Origin of the sequence: Mucilaginibacter sp. 14171R-50 (assembly GCF_010093045.1) — a bacterium.
GTDB lineage: Bacteria > Bacteroidota > Bacteroidia > Sphingobacteriales > Sphingobacteriaceae > Mucilaginibacter.
The window spans coordinates 394,330-413,052 of sequence record NZ_CP048115.1; the positions used below are offsets into that span (position 1 = coordinate 394,330).

Below are 18,723 nucleotides of genomic sequence, written 5' to 3' on the forward strand. Positions count from 1 at the left end.
CCGCTATTAAACAGCAGACTCACATTTACCACCCTAACCAAATTAGTATGTTTAAATATATAAGTTTATGCTTACTGTGCATTGGCTATGCCGGATATGGTCAAAGCAAGGCATCGCACCTAAAGCATACCGCTTCAAAAGCAAATTACACTAAAACGCAGCCAGCTCCCTTTGATTGCGACGTAAAACCTGTTTATCGTCATCGTCCAGACGGAAAGCCTGGCAGGGAGATCATGCTGCACTTCAAAAGCAGGTTTGCCGGCAAAGGAACCATAACAGTAAATTGTATTGGGCAAAAAGAAATCACAACCATACAAGCAGGCAACGGACTGGATAGCCTGGCGGTATTGCTGCCCGATAACGCGGGCGTAGATAACGCATGCCAAGCCATCATAACATTACGTGCGGCCGGTAAAAATTACACCAAAACAGTTGATGTACCTGCAAAACGGCACTGGACGGTTTACATTTACCCACACAGCCATGTTGATATCGGCTATACCAATACCCAGGCTAATGTAGAAGTTATCCATAAGCGAAACCTGGTTAACGCTATAAAGCTTGGTAAGCAAACAGCTAGTTATCCTGAAGATGCCCGGTTTAAATGGAACCCCGAGGTGTTATGGCCGGTAGAACGCTACCTTAAAACAGCCGGCGCAAAGGAGAAGCAGGACCTGATAGAAGGCATACAAAAAGGTTACCTACAGCTTGATGCCGGATATGTTAACATGAACACCAGCGCTTCAGCAGATGAAGAGTTGCTGCAATACTTTAGCTATGGCAAAAAGATAGAAAAGCTTACCGGCAAAAAAATAGAGACCCTGGTGCAGACAGATGTGCCTGGCATGTCGTGGGGTGTTGTGCCGGCTGCCGCGAAGTTTGGTATAAAGTATTGCTTCGCCTTAAACAATGGCTGGGGCAGGGTTGGTAATTCAACCGACCTTAGCTTTAAACCGTTTTGGTGGGTTGGCCCTGACGGGAAATCAAAGATATTGTTTTTACAGCCGGGCAGTTACAGGCCCGGGGCCGAAGCAAAAGGTCACGATTACTGGCCGCTGATGTCTGGCCAGACCGATACTTCCAAATTATTGAAGATCATTAAAACCGACCATCCGCGTAAAAACTTCGTAGATACTTATCTTGCCAAAGCACTCCCCGAGTTGGAAGCATCGGGCACCTACCCCTACGATATTTTCGCTATGTCGTGGGCAATGGCCGACAACACCCCTATTGATGCCGACCTCCCTGATGCAGTAAAAAGCTGGAACGAAGACTACGCCTACCCACACCTGGTAATAGCAAGCGCCACGCAGGTGATGCAAACATTTGAAAAGAAATATGGCGACCAGTTGCCTGTTATGAAGGGTGATTTCACTGAGTACTGGACCGACGGGCTTGGCAGCGCCGCCAAGCAAACCGCCATGAACCGCTCATCGAAAGAACGCTTGATACAAGCCAAGACTTTATGGGATATGCTGCATCCGGGTGCGCCTGCGCCGCAACAACAATTTAACGAGGCATGGCGAAACGTGATCATGGCCGACGAACACACCTGGTGCTTTATCGACCCTTCAAAACAGCCTATTACAAATAACATCCTAAAAACCAAGTTCGGTTTCTTCCAGAACGCACATGACATGAGCGCCAATTTAATAGACTCGGCCTTAGCCCCGGTAAAAAAAGGTGGTAGCAAGGTTATCGGTGTATTTAACACGCTTGTGTGGCCGCGGGGCGGATTGGTTTACGTACCGGCCGAACAAAGCAAGGGATATGGCAGGGTTGTTGACGAGTATGGAAAACCGGTTATCAGTCAGCGCCTTTCAACAGGTGAGCTTGTTTTTTACGGTTCGGATGTCCCGGCCTTAGGCTGCAAAAGATATACCCTTAAAAAAGGCGAGCCAAAACCCGCAAAGGCCCTGGTACACGGTAATAGCCTTGATAATGGCCTGTTACAAGCCGTAATTAATACGCAAACAGGTGACATTTCCAGTTTGAAAAAAGAAGGCTATGAATTTGTAGACACCGAACACTCGCTCAACAGCTACCGTTACCTGCATGCCGATGATGACGCGGCCAAAGCAAGCGGAACAAGCAATGTAAAAATAAGTATCAAAGAAAACGGCCCGCTTGTGGCCACGCTGGTGGCAATGTCTGCCGCAGAGGGCTGCAATAGCCTGTTGCGGGAGGTTACCATCATCGCCGGCTCACCCTCGCTGGAAATTACCAATTATATAGATAAGCAGCCTGTCACTCAAAAAGAGGGTGTGCATTTCGGGTTTGCTTTTAACATCCCCAACCCTGAAACGCGGGTAGATATACCATTTGGTATCATGGCACTTGAAAAAGATCAGTTACCGGGGGCAAACCGTAACTGGATAACATTTCAGCGCTGGCTTGATATTTCGAACAGCGAAAGGGGAGTAACATGGTGCTCGTTAGATGCTCCGGTTTTTGAAGACGGAGGCATCACCGCCAATATCATCGGCAGCGGCGCAAACTCACCCAAATGGATAACAAAGCTCCAGCCAAGCGCTACTATATACTCGTGGGTGATGAATAACCATTGGCATACCAATTTCCCACTGAGCCAGGAAGGAGTGGTTAAATTCAGATACAGACTGCTACCCCATAATAATAAATATGATGCTGCAGCGGCCAATCGCTATGGAACGGAGCAGGCACAGCCCCTTATCGCAAGCCCGGTTGATGCTGATCACCACCAGTAACCGCTATTGATATAAACAAAAAGAGGCCGCTTGCAATAAGCGGCCTCTTTTTTTACGTTTTATTTATTGTACCGATGGCGGCGGTACCTTAGTGCCCCAGGTCTTGTTCGGCTTATTACCCATAACAAAGGTTAATGTGCCACCCTTCATCAGGTCATCGCGATATAGCCAGCAATTGTTTAACTTTTTACCGTTAAACGTGGCAGATTGAACATAATAATTTTGCTTAGAGTTGTTTTTAGCCACAATAACAAGCTTTTTACCGTTGCCTAATTTAACCGAAGCCTTGCTGAACATAGGGCTGCCTAATTCAACAATCGGTTTGGCATCTGTAAATCCTTTTACATCAAACAAGCCAAGCGCGCTCATTACGTACCAAGAGCCCAGCTGGCCCTGATCTTCATCCTGGCCATATCCATAACCGTGAATAGGCTCTATACCATAAAATTCATCGCAGATGCGCCTTGTCCATTTTTGGGTGAGCCATGGGTTGCCCGAAAAATTAAAAAGCCAGCTGGTATGAAGGTTAGGCTGATTGCCATGATTGTAAATTGCGGTTATACCGGCAAAAGCGTCTATAGTTTTACCACCCCCAAAGGCATCTTTTTCAGATTTCTCGAAGATATTGTTCAGGTTTTTATTAAAGTAGTCTTTACCCAGCGCGTTTATCAACGCGGCAGGGTTTTGCGGCACATAAAAAGTATACTGTACCGCGTTACCTTCCTGGAAACCGCGCCATGGCTCAAGCGGATTAAATTTATCTATAAATGTTCCATCGGCGCGTTTAGGCTGTATCAGCTTATTGGCAGGATTGTAAAGGTGCTTCCATCCGTTTGAGTAATCGATAAACTTTTTATAATCGTCCATCTTACCTAACTTTTTTGCCATCTGCGCTGCGGCAAAAGCGCTAAAGCTATACTCGAGCGTATGCGAAGCCGAAAAATAGGCCCCTGTAGAGTCTGTTTTGTTTTCATCAATAAATGGCGAGTAACCGTGTTCTAAAAACGCTTTGGTATCCATTTTACCGGCGCCAACATCGCGGTTCTTCCAACCCAGTTCATTATTTTTTACTGCCTCATATGCAAAGTTTATATCGTAATCGCGTATGCCGGCCTGATAAGCAGCCGCAATGGCCAACCCTACAAAATTCGTTCCCACGCCTGATTCATATTCACTATTGGCAATGCCATCGCCAAACCAGCCGCGGTCTTGATATAACTGCAGCTGTGTATGCACAAAATCGCTGTAGCTTTCGGGGTAGGATAACGACCATAATTGCGTAAGGTTCCAGAAAGCGCCCCAAATGGCATCGGTATTTATAAAATTGCGTTTCGGTTTACCCTGGGAGTAATCCATTTGGCCAATATGGCCGCCATGTGTAGGGTATGCCCCGTTTACATCGCTGGCAGTGCCCCGGCCCAATAAGGCGTGGAACAGACCTGTGTAAAACTTCTTTTTATCCGCCTCGTTGTTACCTTCCACATAAAGCTTTCCGAGCTGCTGGCGCCAGGTGGTTTGGGCTGCAAGCTTAGCCTGGTTAAACGAAAGGCCTTTAGCTTCGGCCGCCAGGTTTTCTTTTGCATTGTTTACTGACGTGTAAGAAAGTCCAACTTTCAACTCTATAGCTTCGTTTCTGCTTGTTTTATAATTAAGGAACAGGCCGGCGCCTTTACCCTTAGCCGAAGTAGTATTCTGGTTGATCCCCTTTGCTGTAAACGCCCCTACGCTGCCAGGCTTTTTACTGATCTCGCCGTAAAAAAACATGGCTACCTTACCTTCCGGGTCGTATATCTTCAGGTATTTCGGATAAGTAATAACAAAGCCTTCAAAATGAGTATCATCTACCATGTGTATTTCGGCATCTGTTACCGCACCACTTTCGCCTTGTACGTTACCAATATCCAATATAATATGCGATTGGCTGTTCTCCGGGAAGGTGTATCGGTGAAAGCCTACGCGTTTGGTGGCAGTAAGCTCAGCGGTGATGTTATAATCATCCAGCAAAACCTTGTAATAGCCTGGTTGAGCAACTTCATTTTTGCGGTTAAAGTTCGAGCGATAGCCGCTGCCTGCGGTATCCAACGCGCCCGGCTTTATTTTTAATGGGCCGGTGATTGGCATGAAGCTTACACCCCCAACCTGCCACTCATGAAAATGCACAAAGCCCTCAATGGAGTTTTGGCGGGTATCATAGCCAACCGCCTGCCAACCTGTTGCGTTACCGTAATGCCCGTTTGTTGAGGGCGCCAGCTTAGCCATGCCGCCCGGCACAGCAGCGGGGGTATAAAAAAACCACCGGCTATGAGCCGTCCCAATATTAGGATCCACATATTTTAAAACATCCTGGGCCATTAAGCTGCCAGGCAAAACAAACGCCGCGAGTAAAAAAGCAAATGATCTTATGTATCTCATCAAAGTAGGTTTTAGTAGATGAACAGGATATCGGTATATCCAAAGTTAAAAAACCGGGAGGCCGCGGCCTCCCGGTTTGCAAATTACGGAACTGTTACAACTTTTGGTTCGTTGTAGTTATATCGTTTAAGGCCATAATCTGTTCTGGCCCCCACGCGCACGTAATAATCCCTTTTCACCGGCAGCGCGCCGCCTTTAGTTTTAAGCGTGAGCGTTGTACCAACAATATCGTTACCCGCTGTACCTGCATAAGCTGTTTGCTGGCTGTATTTGTCATCATAATTATTGTTGCCAATATATTTAGTGTTATTAACATACAAGAAAACATCCGTTATATTTTGCTGAAAAGCAGGGTTTGTTGTTCCGCGGGTAATTTTCACCTGTGCGGTTATACTGCCATCAGCAGCCACAACAGGGTCTCCCACCCATTCGATGTTCAAAAATGGCTCTACTTTAAAGTTCACCGTTGTAGTACCGCCTTTAACTTCAACGTTTTGGCTTTGGTCAACCGTAGTATGCCCGGAAGCGTCGGTTTGCACCAGGGGTACAAATGCACCTTCGGCGCTTATGTTATAAGTAGCGGCAAAAATCTTGGTATTGTTAAAGGTGCCATCCTGCATGGTGGCCAGGTAAAGCGGCGTTGGATTGCTGCTCCAACTGGTTTCCAGCAACTTTATGCGCGTACCGTTACCGTTATCTCCCGATACCTCGCTCTGAACGTTTTTACCGGTGGCAACATCCGTAATGGTGCCCTTTAAAGTTTCTGTTGGGGCGGGGTAATTATCAATTTTTTTGCACGAGGCGGTGATAACGGCCAGCCCTAATGCTATGTGATATATTTTACTTTTCATATTGTTAAAAAATTAATAGCCTGGATTTTGAACTAAGTTTGTACTCCGGCCAATTACAGCCGGCGGTATTTGCTCGTAATACCATTTGGTATCAAAAGTGTAGCGGCTGTTCCTTTCGTCAAAGCGGGGGTCAAAGAAGTATTTATTGGCATCGGCCACATAAAACGGCATTAATATCCTGTAAATAGTATTGTTTTGCTCTTTATCAATTATGCGCCACCTTCTAAGGTCAAACCATGTTTTGTTTTCAAATGCAAGCTCTTTTCTCCGCTCCATTCTAATATCATCTATGTTTGTGATAGATGGCAGCAAACTTGCGCCGGCCCTTTCGCGTATAGCATTGATATCAGTTAAGGCATCCTGCTGGTAATTCCCACCCTGCCCCAAGCTATATAATTCGTAGGCGGCTTCCGCGCGGTTCAATAATACCTCGGCGTAACGCAGTTCTATCCAAGCCTGCTCAGAACGGTTTGTCTGCACCTCAGAAGTTGGCTTATCAGGCACTAAATACTTCCTGATAGAAAAGCCTGAAATGTTACCTGCCTGCCCGCTGTAGTTTGTAAAAACACCGCTAAGGCCGGCCGGGTTCATTTTTGATTTGTCAGGTAATACATAAGCGTCTTGAACTACTGTTGCAGACCCTACAAATTTACCAGATGGGTAAGGTGAGGTTGATCCAAACGGAACAAGCTTGTCAATACCGCCTGCAGAATTTTGGGTATAAATACCACGCCGTATCTCGATATTTTGATTTTTGAACAGATCGCCCGGGAAAATAACGGTTGCTCGTAAGCGCGGCTCGGCATTGGTAAAAAGGTCAAGCGGGCGATCGTATAAAATATATTGACCGCTTGCATCAACCGTTTTAATGGTGCCATCGGCGTTTTTAGGCAGCCCTTCAAACATCTCTACAAAATCAAGTGTAGGGCAGGTTTCTGACGAAACACCACCGGTTAATTGATAAGGCACGTTGTTGGCATCGTACCAATGGGCAGCGTCGGGATATTTATACTGCCTCACAAATATATTTTCACTGCTGTTGGCATCCAAAAACAAGTTTACGAAGTTTTGGTACTGGGCATCCTTATTGCCTGCTATCCAATTGTTTTTATAAAGGCTGTATCTACCCTGAACCAACACAGCAGCATCATAACTGGCTTTGAAGTAATCGGCCGCTTTGCTTGCCGGTATACCGCACAAACGTTCGGAACCCGCTACCAATGTAATATTGTTGTATTTTGCTATACTGCCGGCAAACAGCATTGCGCGCGATTTAAATGCTGCGGCCGCGTATTTGTTTGCCCTGCCTTTCTGGTTGCTTTCGGGCAGGTTGGCATACGCAAAGTCAAAATCAGCAGCTATAAAATCGTACACAGCTTCTTCAGAAGAGCGGGGCACTTTAAGCTCTTCAATGCTTTGTGTGATATCATCAATATTTGCCCCTGGTTTGGTAAGCACCTTATCTATAATTGGCACACCACCGTAACGTTTTACTAATGCAAAATAGGTAGCAGCTCTTATAAAGCGCGCCTCGCCAAGCCAGCCGTTAACCTCTGCGGGTGTAAAGTTGCTTGCGTAATCTGGCAAGGTTTCCATAAAGTAATTACACTCCCTGATCAACAGGTAAGCATCGGCCCAATAACCAAAGGTTTCGGTACTGTTTTGCTGATCGCGGCTGATAGCTTCGCCTGTAATAGCGCTTGGGGATCCATAGAAATAGGCTTTAAAGCCTGTATTAGGCCCCCATTTAAAATCCTCGATAGGCAGTTCGCTGTAAATACGCGCCATGTAGGATGTGATGCCATTTGAGGTTGTGAAAACGTCAGGATCCTGAACCACGTTCATTGGCGGCACATCAAGATTTTTCTTACACGCAGGTGCAAGCCCGGCAAGGGTAAGAAGCAGAAATATATAAAACTTTCTTTTCATGATTTTAGATTTTAAAATTTGACATTAACGCCAAACTGGTATATTTTATCAAGCGGATATATGTAACCGTACTGACTATCAATAGCTGAAGTTGCCGACGGGTGTTCAGGATCCATATATTGCAGGCCCGTTATTGTTAATAAGTTGTAACCGTTAGCAAACACTCTTAAGCCTTTGATCCCCAAGGTTGATACCCATTTTTTTGGTAACGTGTAACCAATTTCGGCACTCTTAAGCCTTACGTAAGAAGCATCCTGAAGATTTGCTAGGGTATTGGTGTAAGGCACCGTACCGGTGTAGGCAAAGTGACCAGGGATCCATACCGTGTTTGGGTCGTAAGGGTTAGCGTTAGGATCTGCAGGGTGGTACCTGTCCAAGAACTGAGACAGGGCGCCGCCGCCGGCCCATAGTGGTGTATTCAATTGCTCTAAGTAGCTGGCGTTTACCTGTGCAGCACCCTGTAGCTGTAAGTTAACATCAAAGTTTTTATATGATGCGCCCAGGCTTAGCCCAAAGGTAATTAGTGGTAAACCGGTGGTTGCTATCGGATGGCTGTCGTCAGAACCTACCTGTCCGTCGCCATTCCAGTCCTGGTAACGGTAATCGCCCACAACTGTACCTTTATTAACATATATCGCGCTGTTTTTCAGTGCATCAAATGATTCAAACTGGCCGTTGGCGCCATATCCCCAATAGATATTATTGTAACGGTTTGTTGTATTGCTACTGTTTAACCAATTAAGATAAGAGTTGCCTGCCATTGCCTGAACCCTTACTGTATTCATGGTTCTTGTCATACCAAAAACACCCCGAACATTGTAGCCAAACTGGCCAATATGGTTGCGGTGCGATATTTCAAAATCAAAACCCTGGGTACGGTCGCCGTTAAGGTTTTGTTGTGGTAAGGCTGCGCCAACAACATCGGGCAAGGTTAACAGTTGTGTAGCCAATAGGCCAGACCTATCTCTTTTATAGTAATCAAATGTAACGCCTAACAACCCGTTCCATGCTTCCAGGTCGAAACCGATATCGAGTGTTTTTGCAGTATACCATGTTATATAAGGATTTGGGATACCCTTGCTTTGTACACCGTTTATAAATGTTCCATCAAAAACAGATCCTTTTGGCTGCCCTGTAGAGGATCCGCTTGCCGGGTATGTGTACCCGGTAATAAACTGGTAGCTTGATGCGGAGTCGTCACCGGTTTTACCATACGAGGCCCTGAATTTTAAGTTGTTAACAAATGAGAGCCCTGAAGCATTTTTCCAGAAGCCTTCTTCAGAAACACGCCATCCCAACGATGCTGCGGGGAAGAACCCCCATTGTTTATCGTTGGCAAATTTTGATGAACCATCGTACCTGAACCTAAAATCGGCAAGGTATTTTGACTTGTAATCGTACGTAAAAGTACCCACAACCCCTGCATTTGAATACTTGTACAGTACGTTGTCTGCCATGCTACCTAGTTGATTAAAACTGTTACCCGCCAAAAGCTGATCTACAGGGATCGATAACTCGCGCTGGGCGTAAAAGTTATCGGCCAGGCGGTCGCTGGTTTCATAAAGCAGCAAAGCATTTACGTGATGAATATCTTTACCAAACGTATGATTATAGTTTAATGAGAACTGCGATAGCATGGTTGGATAATCATAAAACTCGCGCCTTAACGTGCTTGGCTTTTGCTGCGGGGTTGCGTTGTAAATATCTTTGGCGGCATCGTAATTGTACACGTTGAATGACTTCATGTATTTTTTGTTATCCGTCATATTGTAATCGTAGCTATATAAGCCTTTTACGCTTAAGCCGTGCACAAACGGAACATCATACGTAATACTGGCCGAAGATTGAAACCATTTGTTGTTCAATATTTGATAACCGTTTACATCCGCATCGGTTAGCGCCACCGGGTTTACCACATTGGCTACGTTATTTAAATACGATTTATTGTCGTTGGCATAAATAGATGTTGTAGGTGGTACATACCATAAGCTTCTGAACGCCCAGTAAGGTGCATTATATGGCATGTTTTTTTGTTCCATTATGCCGTTCAGGTTCAGATCAAAGGTCAAGTTCTTTGATACCTTTGTGCTCAGGTTCGAGCGTACATTATACCTCCTGTAATTAAGGTCGTTACTTTTTAAGATACCATCCTGCCCGGTATATCCAAGGCTCACAAAGTAAGTTGTGTTTTCGCTGCCGCCGCTTGCGCTTAAGTTATGCTGGGTTTGCGGCGCCGATGATTTTATTACAGCATCGTACCAGTTGGCGCTTTGTTTAGTGCCATTTAAATATGGTTCAAAATATTCCGACCCGTAGATTATGTGCCCGCCGTTCAGAGTATGCATGCTTTTCTCATTCACCAATGTCAACCAATCAACGGCGCCAACCGTTTCGGGGAATTTTATAGGAACCTGCAGGCCATAATTTGCAGTGTAGTTCAACTCCAGGGCGCCTTTTTTACCTTTTTTTGTGGTAACCAGTATCACCCCATTGGCTGCGCGCACACCATAAATAGCTGCAGATGCATCCTTTAATACCGAAATACTTTCTATATCATTTGGGTCGATACGCATAATATCTGTTCTGGGTACGCCGTCTACTACCAACAGCGGGCTGCCCATGCCCCTTATATCAAACGAGTTGTTGAAGTCGCCCGGCTCAGCGCTGTTTTGCACTACGCGCAGGCCAGGTATCTTACCTGCAATTGAGTTTATAACATTCTCGTTTTTTGTAGTTACAATTTCAGAATTGGTAATAGTGGACACCGCTGTGGTAAGCGCGCCTTTTTTCTGCGTGCCGTAACCTACAACAACCACTTCATTTAAGTTTGAACTGCTTGTTATAAGTTTCACATTCAGTGGACCATCGCTGCCAATCACCACTTCTTTAGTGTTGTAGCCAATAAAGCTGAAAACAAGCGTTTGCCCCACTTTAGCATTAATAAAAAACTTACCATCTACATTGGTAATGGTACCGGTTGTAGTGCCTTTAAGACTAACGCTTACCCCGGGCAGTGTGCCCTGTTCATCTGATACGGTACCCTGTATTTTGGCAACGTCCTGGCTAAACGCGGCAGTTGTTATGAACATACATACCAACAAAATAAGAGGCGTGAAAAATGCTTTTTTGTAAATAGTGTGATCAAAATTAGTTGCCCAGCCGAGGGATGATTGTGTTGATAAAACCCGCCTGCCCTTCTCAATGGCTTGCGGGTTTTGCGCTACATCGCGAAGCAGGAGACCTCCTGTAACGCGGCGCATCATCAAAACAAGGCTTATTGGCTTGTGCCCTGTTTTTCTGATGTTTTTTTGTAAAAAAAATCTCATAAATAATTGGTTGTTATATGGGTTATTGGTTAATTGATTACTGAATTTGGATATAGTTTTAGCTATTCTTTATTACGATAGGTGGTTTTCCAAAAGGCTTCTATCATCTCCAGCGATTTGCCTTTGGTTTCGGGTATCAGTTTCCATGTGATATATAAAGCGGGCGAACAACACAGGGCGAATACCCAAAACGTCCACGATGAACCTATTCCTTCGAGCAGTACAGGGGTTAACTGCCCCACCAGGAAATTGCCGATCCATAAGGAAAGCGTAGCAAGGGCCATAGCTTTACCCCTTATGGCGTTAGGAAATATTTCGCCTATAACCACCCAGCACACGGGGCCAAAAGAAAAAGCAAAGCAGGCTATGAAAGCTAAAATGAAGATCAGTATCCATGGCCCCTGGGTAATGCCCAGGGCAAATAGCGCTCCTATAATGATAAGTGATATCACAGCGCCGCCTATCCCGACAAATAGCAAGGGTTTGCGGCCCCATTTATCAACCGTAAAAATGGCAACAAATGTAAATACCACGTTAACTATGCCTATGGTCACCTGGCCGCCAAGCGCGTTGTTCAGCGTAAAACCCGCTTGTTCCAATATCCTTGGGCCATAATAAATTACAGCGTTTATACCACAAACCTGCGACAGGAATGGCAATAACAAGCCTATCCATAACGCCCTGCGATAAACCGGTGTAAACAGCTCTTTTAACGAGCCCTCTCCCTCGTTATTGGATGTATTAAAATCTTCGAGCTCGCGCCTGGCTGATTCGGCTCCGTCTATTTTTATTAAAATATTTTTCGCTTTTTGCGTCTCGCCTTTTAATAACAGCCACCTTGGTGATTCGGGAACTAAAAACAACGACACCAGAAATATTGCAGCCGGCAAAGCGCCCATGCCCAGCATTGCACGCCAAACCTCAGCAGAAAATATCTTTTCCATACCTTGTCCGCTAAATGTATCGGCAGTATGGCCGGCCAGGTATGCGTTTGAAAAATAGGCGAGCACTATACCGATGGTCAATGCCAGCTGATATAACGATACCATCATGCCGCGGTATCGTGGCGGCGAAAACTCCGATATGTATAACGGCGAAACCATAGAGGCCACCCCTATACCTAAACCGCCCACAAGTCTCGAAATGATAAGTATGGTAAACGACCCCGAAAGCATACAGCCCAATGCTGACGCAAGGAAAAGTACTGCCGATAAAATAAGTACAATTTTACGCCCGTATTTATCGCTTAACTTGCCTGATAAGCTCACGCCTATGATGCAACCTAATAAAGCGCAGCTTACAAACCAGCCCTCGTTAACAGCGTCAAGGCTAAAATCGTTTTTTACCAGGCTTACCGTACCAGAAATTACGGCGGTATCAAACCCAAACAAAAAGCCCCCAAGTGCAGCCACCAGGCATACCAGGTATAAATATGTGGTACTCTTTTTTACTTCGGTATTTAATGCTATCTCGCTCATATCGCTTATTTTAAAAAGGCTTTTATAACTTTTGCCGGGGTTTTACCCAAGTTGGTTAGTTTATACCATTTTGCCGCCGCAGGTATAACAAAGGTTTCGGCGTAGGCAAATACGTGGCGGCTGCCATCTGCGGTCTCTATCAAAACTTTTTGCCCTTCAACCAGCATCATAATGTGGCAGCAGTCGTTTGTATCTACACGGGTTTCGGCAGTAAACTCTATGCGGTGTATATCATAAAAATGATTAGGGTGCGTAGGTAAGTGCACCAGGGTATGATCGGTTGTTTGCTCAATTACCGTGGGTATCGAGATATATTCCTCTTTAACTTTTTGGCCTTTACACTCAAAATTAAGGTTGTTAAAAGCGTGGTCTATATTAATTGGCCGTGGGTTCCCCTCAAGGTCCAACCTCAGCCAGTCGTACATTTTAAAGGTAAATATGTAAGGTGTAGCGCTAATCTCCAGCACCAGGTTGTTAGCGCCTGCGCTATGGATGGTTCCGTTTGGTATCAGGAAAAGGTCGTGCTTTTTAGCCTGGTGCACCTGTACAAAATCCTCTATTTGCACTTCTGTGCTTTCATTCTGGCTTTTAATCAGCGCAGCCTGAAATTCATCCGGATCTATGTTATCCTGAAAACCCAGGTAAACATTCGCGTCTTCTTTACAGTCAAGTATATAGTAGGTTTCATCCTGTGTTATGTTCTCACCAAAAACATCCTGAATATACTTTAGGCTGGGGTGGCATTGTATCGACAAGTTACCGCCGTCAAACGTATCCAAAAAATCAAACCTTATCGGGAACTCGTCGCCAAATCTTTCTGCGTGTTTACCCAATACCTGCTGTTGGTTATTAAACATTAAAAAATCAAACGATGCTTCAAGCAGGTTACCATCACTTTCAAATATCAGTCCGTTTTCGGGCACTATCAATTCAAACGACCAGGCATAATTAACAACATCCTTATTAATGCCCGGTATATGCTCTTTTATCCATTGCCCGCCCCAGGCGCCCGGCTCAAACCACGGCCTTACGCGTATAACCGATTGGCTCATTTTATTTAATCCTTCGGCAAAATCGGTTTTAAACATCCAGTTGATATTGTTCGCCCACTGGCCATCAGCCAACACGGTAATTTTATCAAGCAGTTGCTTTTTGTGCTGGTTAAGTAACACCCAGTCAACAAAGTAAAACCTTTTATACATCAGGTATGGTTCGTCAACTTCGCTGCTGCCCAGGTTTTTTATTGCTCCGGCCCTCATCCTGAACTGCAGCTCATTTTTAGGCATATCAATATATATTAAAGGTGCCTGCCAGTTAGCCAGCGATGCCCCTGTGCCTATTATGATGTTTATCTCAAACTCGCTGTTGGGTTGTTGTGCGCCCAGCTTTTCCGTTTGAAACAGGTCGTGAAGGTTTAACGTACATTTAGTACCCCAAACCGAATCTGCTGTACCCAGAAACGGCTTTACCAGGGTATCAACCTCAGCCTCCGGTTTCAAATACTGCGTAGTTTCTACCCAGTTGATGCTAAAGCCCTTTAAAGCTATATGCTGTTCCAGGCCCGTTTTTACTTTATCCCACAAGATACCCGCGTAACCATCTATTACTACTGTTTTTTGCTTAATGACCCACCCGGCGAGCGCGTCATAACCATTGAATATTTTGTTGTCGCCCAGTTTGCAAACCGGATAAATATTATACTCTTCCCCTGCAACTGCTTCTGTAGTTAATTTAGCAGGCATCAGTAGCTGTGCCGTTTTGCGAAGGCCGGCATCATCTATTTCTGCGTGTGCGGTTGGATTTTGAGATAAAGTTGAGTTCATATTAATTGTACAAATGTATATACATATTTAAGAGCGCGTTATAATTGCCCTTATTGTTTATTATAGTCGAATGAAATTTACAGGGCTTATATATATTATAATGTACAAACATATAAATAAAATCATAATTCCAAATTATTTCCTCGAAAAAAGTTGGCGCTATTGGTGGTACGGCTAAATTTTAATTTATATTTCTATATGTTCAAACAAATTATCTAAATTTCAAAATACTTAATATTGCCGCATATTTTTAACAATGAAGTATTCTATAGATCATAAGAGCCCTATCCCGTTACATGCCCAAGCAGAAACGCTGTTACGACAACTAATTGAGCAGGATGATTACCAAAACGGTAAAATTTTACCTAACGAAGTAGAACTGGCCAAAATGCTGGCCATATCACGTACCACTTTAAGGCAGGCAATTACCAAACTGGTTTTTGAGGGACTCTTGGTGCGTAAAAAACGAACCGGCACCAAGGTTGCGCAAGGCGCGGTAAGCTCGAAATCAAATAACTGGCTGAGTTTCTCGCAAGAAATGAAGTTAAGGGGCATTCCTATAAAAAACTTCGAATTTCATGTTACCTGGGTATACCCCGACGAAGCATTGGCTAATTTTTTTGAAATAAAAACCGATAGAAAAATACTGAAGATGGAGCGTGTAAGGGGTAAACCGGAAGAACCTTTCGTTTACTTTGCCTCATACTTTCACCCGCGTGTCGGTTTAACAGGCGAGGAGGACTTTAAAAGACCATTATACGAAATGCTGGAGCAAGAGCACTCGGTTATTGCTACCCTTTCCAAAGAGGAGATAAGCGCTAAAGCAGCAGATTCGTTCATAGCCAACAAACTTAAAATTGCCGCAGGCAGCCCTGTGTTATTTCGCAAACGTTTTGTGTTTGATCAGGGCGAGCGTCCTATTGAGTATAATCTGGGCTACTACAAAGCCGATAGCTTTGTGTATACGGTAGAAAGCTCGAGGTAGTAAGGGTTTTATCAATAATTAATAGATAAGTAAAACGGCGATAAGAGTTAATTAACTTTAGTGATGCGTCCGGAACCTGAATAATTTGAGTTAGCAATTTTTGCATTTCCTGTATATTCCAAACCACCCGAACCGGATATACTTGCTGATACAGAAATATTAGCTATTATAGAAACGCCGCCGGAGCCAGATATTTTAGCATTAACCGTTTGCGCCGTAAATTCTTTAGCATTTATGCTCCCTGATCCGGAAACGCTGACTGCTGCACTACCGGTACTGCCGTTTAAATCGATGCTGCCTGACCCGCTAACGCTTGCCCTAAATACTGTCGACTTTACCCCGGCTTTTAAATTGCCTGAACCACTGACTGCCAGTGTGGCGTTTTCGCCGGTGATCACGCCGGTCAAAACCGCGTTGCCCGACCCGCCGTTCGCCAGGTAACTTAACTTTTTCGCGGTTATATATACATTAGCCCGTTTTACGTTACTGTGGTTTTTCCACCCGTTTTTGAGACCTATTTTAAGTACGCCGTCTTCAACTACAGTTTTTATATCATTTAAAACTTCAGCATCTACATCAAGTTTCAGGCTTTCTGTTCCGTCTATTTTAATTTGCACATTGAATGGCCCGTTGCATTCAATACCGGTGAATCCGGAAACATCACGGGTCACTTCCTGAGCGGCTGCGCTAAAAGTAATTACCGCACATATGACCAATACGAAACAGCTAATTGCTTTTTTCATAACAAGTTTTTTAATAAGACGCCTCGAACCATCAAGGTGTTACTGAGATTTGAATTTCATTGTGTCATTATTTAGTACCTGATGAGACAACCATTTTGAACCTTGGTTAAACAGCTTACTTTGTACAAAATAGATTATACTTCTGCAAAAGATATCAATTTAAAAATTCCACCAGACATCTCTCCTGGGGGGCCTTCCCAAAGTGTAAGGCTCGCCAATACGCGGCACGTTTACAGGTATACCCTCTTTTGCAGCAGCAGGCAAAAGCTGCTTTATTGCCTCGTTCCATGGGTGATCGGCCTCTTCAAACTTAGCCCAGTGGATTGGCTGCAGCAAGCGTGCCTGCAGGTCAACACCGGCCCGGGCGGCCTGCCCCAGCCATAAATGCGCCCACGGCCAATTGGTGCTGTATTGCCCGCACTCAAGCATTGCCAAATCAAACGGCCCGTATTTTTGGCCTATTTGTTTAAAAAGCGTACCATAACCGCTGTCGCCGCCATAAAACATCCTGTACTTGCCCGCTTGTATCACATATGACGCCCAAAGGGTTTTATTTGATTTAGAATAGGTACGGTTGCTGCGGTGCTGCGCCTGCGTAGCAGTAACCTGTAAGCCGCCTGGAAGTGTAACTGATTGCTCCCAGTTTAATTCAATGATGTTTTTACGATCAAACCCCCAATACACTAAAGTAGAACCCAAGCCCAGGGGCACTATAGCGGTTTTAATATGATCTTTTAATTTTCGTAATGTACTGTAGTCTAAGTGATCGTAGTGATCATGAGAGATGATCAGCACGTCAATTGGGGGCATATCTTTGGCATGGTAATGCGTTGTCCCTTTAAATGCTGTAACCAACCCAGGCACCGGCCCGGCATGGTTGCTTAAGATGGGATCAATAAGGATATTACCCTGCCCGGTTTTAATAAGCATAGATGAATGCCCAAACCAAACCACTGTTGGTGCGGGTGCTGTTAATGTATTCAAGTCGGTTTTTACCCAGGGAAGTCCAAGAGAAGGCCTGGTGATCCTGGAGCGGTTGTGGAATAGCAACAGCAACTTATTGCGCTTCACTGTTGAGTCAGTAAGCTCAGCCAGGTTTTCAAAAACGCCATTTTTGTAATTGGGTAAAGTATCTAACCGAGCAAGGTCTTCACCATCAGGATCTTTCCCCACCGATCGTACTATACCGCAACCTGCCGCCACTGTAAGCAAAAGCGCGGCTATTACTATCCTTAACCCCCTGTTATTCATTGTGATATTAACGTTGATATTCAAAAAATAGTCTAACAGACGTACAGCGGGTAAAAGAAAAACTCCTTGCCAGGAAATCTACCAACTTTAACAGCATATAAAAAATGCGCCCCGGATCTCATCCCGGAACGCACCAACATAGTGTTCAAACTAAACCTCAGATCTGTTTAAAGATCAAAGTCCTTTAATTCGATAACCGGCCGCTTTCAATAACCCGCCTACCCCATATATTTTATTCGCTCCTTAAACTTTTAAGCTGCGTTTACAACTTGAAAAACTTACGGCGGTAAGTGCGACAAACAAGTCGCCGGTACTGTTCTGACAATCGCCATCAGAAAAGTGCAATGATCCTTTTTAATCTGCACAATTTGTACAGATCAATCTCCTTTGATCACCCCGTCACGGTCATAATTAAAGTGGTCATACAATAAGCCGTATTTGTCTTTGCTGTATTTGGCATGATACTTTTTGGCAACCGCTTCGGGCTGCCTGATACCATTCACAAAAAGCCCGGGGCCGTTAAAGTTCAGCTGCCGCAGATCATTTTCATCTTTGATGATATGATCGTTGACCAGATCCTTGGTAATCGCCTTCATCAGCGCTTCCATTGCCTTGGCCTGTGCATCGTTCTTGCCGCTCTGTTCCTGATTGAGCAGCGCCTGTGCTTCATTCCGCTTTTGTTGCTCAGCGTTTTCACGAGCTTGTGCTTTATTGCGAACAGCCTGCTCAGCGTTACGTTCCTGCTGCTCGGTATTTAGTCGTGCCTGCGCTTTATTGCGTACGGCCTGTTCCTCATTTAAAGAAGCCTGGGCTGCATTACGCGCAGCCTGGGCGTTGTTGCGTTTAGCCTGCTCTTTTAGGTCCTGGCGGATGTGGCTGCTCGCGGTACTATATTTAGACCAGTCCGCCTCCGGAATGGTAACCCCGTCAACAGAAAGGCCGGTCATTTTCTCATTCATCCATTCGATCTGATAATGCTTACCATCGTAATCGGTCTGGACAGATTCTACACGTTTACCATTCTTGTCGGTAATGCGGTAGGTGTTACTTTTTGTTTGCGCCCCGGCGCAAAGTGAGGACAATAGGATAACAGTCAGCCAAAGGCTGCGCTTCAAATTCATCATTTTCATGTTGTTGTTACTTAAGGTTAAAAATTGGACAATAAGGGTTCGTTCCGCCGCGTAACGGCAGTTTAGATA

11 protein-coding genes are annotated in these 18,723 nt (G+C 44.8%); 2 read left to right on the forward strand and 9 right to left on the reverse strand.

The window, feature by feature from the left end; all coding sequences use genetic code 11:
* The first annotated feature begins 47 nt into the window (after window positions 1-47).
* The gene (locus GWR56_RS01750; protein ID WP_162429468.1) at window positions 48-2,726 is read left to right on the forward strand and encodes a glycoside hydrolase family 38 C-terminal domain-containing protein; all 2,679 of its coding nucleotides are present in this window, start codon (window positions 48-50) and stop codon (window positions 2,724-2,726) included.
* 63 nt (window positions 2,727-2,789) lie between these two features.
* Here the strand turns inward: GWR56_RS01750 and GWR56_RS01755 are convergent, their stop codons facing one another.
* The 6 genes from GWR56_RS01755 to GWR56_RS01780 all read right to left on the reverse strand — a co-directional run bounded on the left by GWR56_RS01755 (window position 2,790) and on the right by GWR56_RS01780 (window position 14,545).
* Window positions 2,790-5,138 carry a GH92 family glycosyl hydrolase gene (locus GWR56_RS01755; RefSeq protein ID WP_162429469.1) on the reverse strand — a complete coding sequence of 783 codons (2,349 nt, stop codon included), beginning with the start codon at window positions 5,136-5,138 and terminating at the stop codon, window positions 2,790-2,792.
* Window positions 5,139-5,221: 83 nt separating this feature from the next.
* On the reverse strand, window positions 5,222-5,989 hold the full coding sequence (locus GWR56_RS01760; protein ID WP_162429470.1) for a DUF3823 domain-containing protein: 768 nt from the start codon (window positions 5,987-5,989) through the stop codon (window positions 5,222-5,224).
* 12 nt (window positions 5,990-6,001) lie between these two features.
* A complete protein-coding gene (locus GWR56_RS01765; protein WP_162429471.1) occupies window positions 6,002-7,918 on the reverse strand; it encodes a RagB/SusD family nutrient uptake outer membrane protein in 1,917 nt (638 codons plus the stop codon).
* A gap of 11 nt (window positions 7,919-7,929) precedes the next feature.
* On the reverse strand, window positions 7,930-11,244 hold the full coding sequence (locus GWR56_RS01770; RefSeq protein WP_202925363.1) for a TonB-dependent receptor: 3,315 nt from the start codon (window positions 11,242-11,244) through the stop codon (window positions 7,930-7,932).
* Window positions 11,245-11,306: 62 nt separating this feature from the next.
* A complete protein-coding gene (locus tag GWR56_RS01775) occupies window positions 11,307-12,722 on the reverse strand; it encodes a sugar porter family MFS transporter (RefSeq protein WP_162429472.1) in 1,416 nt (471 codons plus the stop codon).
* Window positions 12,723-12,727: 5 nt separating this feature from the next.
* Window positions 12,728-14,545, reverse strand: coding sequence for a class I mannose-6-phosphate isomerase (locus GWR56_RS01780; RefSeq protein ID WP_162429473.1), 1,818 nt, complete (start codon window positions 14,543-14,545; stop codon window positions 12,728-12,730).
* A gap of 256 nt (window positions 14,546-14,801) precedes the next feature.
* Here GWR56_RS01780 and GWR56_RS01785 point away from each other — a divergent pair, with 256 nt between their 5' ends.
* Window positions 14,802-15,530 carry a GntR family transcriptional regulator gene (locus tag GWR56_RS01785; protein ID WP_162429474.1) on the forward strand — a complete coding sequence of 243 codons (729 nt, stop codon included), beginning with the start codon at window positions 14,802-14,804 and terminating at the stop codon, window positions 15,528-15,530.
* A 47-nt stretch (window positions 15,531-15,577) separates the two neighbouring features.
* Here GWR56_RS01785 and GWR56_RS01790 read toward each other — a convergent pair whose 3' ends face one another.
* The 3 genes from GWR56_RS01790 to GWR56_RS01800 form a co-directional block, all read right to left on the reverse strand.
* Complete coding sequence (locus tag GWR56_RS01790) at window positions 15,578-16,273, reverse strand: head GIN domain-containing protein (protein ID WP_162429475.1); 696 nt, start codon at window positions 16,271-16,273, stop codon at window positions 15,578-15,580.
* 159 nt (window positions 16,274-16,432) lie between these two features.
* The gene (locus GWR56_RS01795) at window positions 16,433-17,524 is read right to left on the reverse strand and encodes an MBL fold metallo-hydrolase (protein WP_162429476.1); all 1,092 of its coding nucleotides are present in this window, start codon (window positions 17,522-17,524) and stop codon (window positions 16,433-16,435) included.
* Window positions 17,525-17,901: 377 nt separating this feature from the next.
* Entirely contained in the window at window positions 17,902-18,654 is a 753-nt protein-coding gene (locus GWR56_RS01800) for a hypothetical protein (protein WP_162429477.1), read from the reverse strand.
* Between the last annotated feature and the right edge of the window lie 69 nt (window positions 18,655-18,723).

Bases quoted from the DNA above. Each gene is read 5' to 3' on its own strand.
- GWR56_RS01750 (WP_162429468.1), top strand. From the start codon at position 48: ATGTTTAAATATATAAGTTTATGCTTACTGTGCATTGGCTATGCCGGA.
- GWR56_RS01755 (WP_162429469.1), bottom strand. From the start codon at position 5,138: ATGAGATACATAAGATCATTTGCTTTTTTACTCGCGGCGTTTGTTTTG.
- GWR56_RS01760 (WP_162429470.1), bottom strand. From the start codon at position 5,989: ATGAAAAGTAAAATATATCACATAGCATTAGGGCTGGCCGTTATCACC.
- GWR56_RS01765 (WP_162429471.1), bottom strand. From the start codon at position 7,918: ATGAAAAGAAAGTTTTATATATTTCTGCTTCTTACCCTTGCCGGGCTT.
- GWR56_RS01770 (WP_202925363.1), bottom strand. From the start codon at position 11,244: ATGAGATTTTTTTTACAAAAAAACATCAGAAAAACAGGGCACAAGCCA.
- GWR56_RS01775 (WP_162429472.1), bottom strand. From the start codon at position 12,722: ATGAGCGAGATAGCATTAAATACCGAAGTAAAAAAGAGTACCACATAT.
- GWR56_RS01780 (WP_162429473.1), bottom strand. From the start codon at position 14,545: ATGAACTCAACTTTATCTCAAAATCCAACCGCACACGCAGAAATAGAT.
- GWR56_RS01785 (WP_162429474.1), top strand. From the start codon at position 14,802: ATGAAGTATTCTATAGATCATAAGAGCCCTATCCCGTTACATGCCCAA.
- GWR56_RS01790 (WP_162429475.1), bottom strand. From the start codon at position 16,273: ATGAAAAAAGCAATTAGCTGTTTCGTATTGGTCATATGTGCGGTAATT.
- GWR56_RS01795 (WP_162429476.1), bottom strand. From the start codon at position 17,524: ATGAATAACAGGGGGTTAAGGATAGTAATAGCCGCGCTTTTGCTTACA.
- GWR56_RS01800 (WP_162429477.1), bottom strand. From the start codon at position 18,654: ATGAAAATGATGAATTTGAAGCGCAGCCTTTGGCTGACTGTTATCCTA.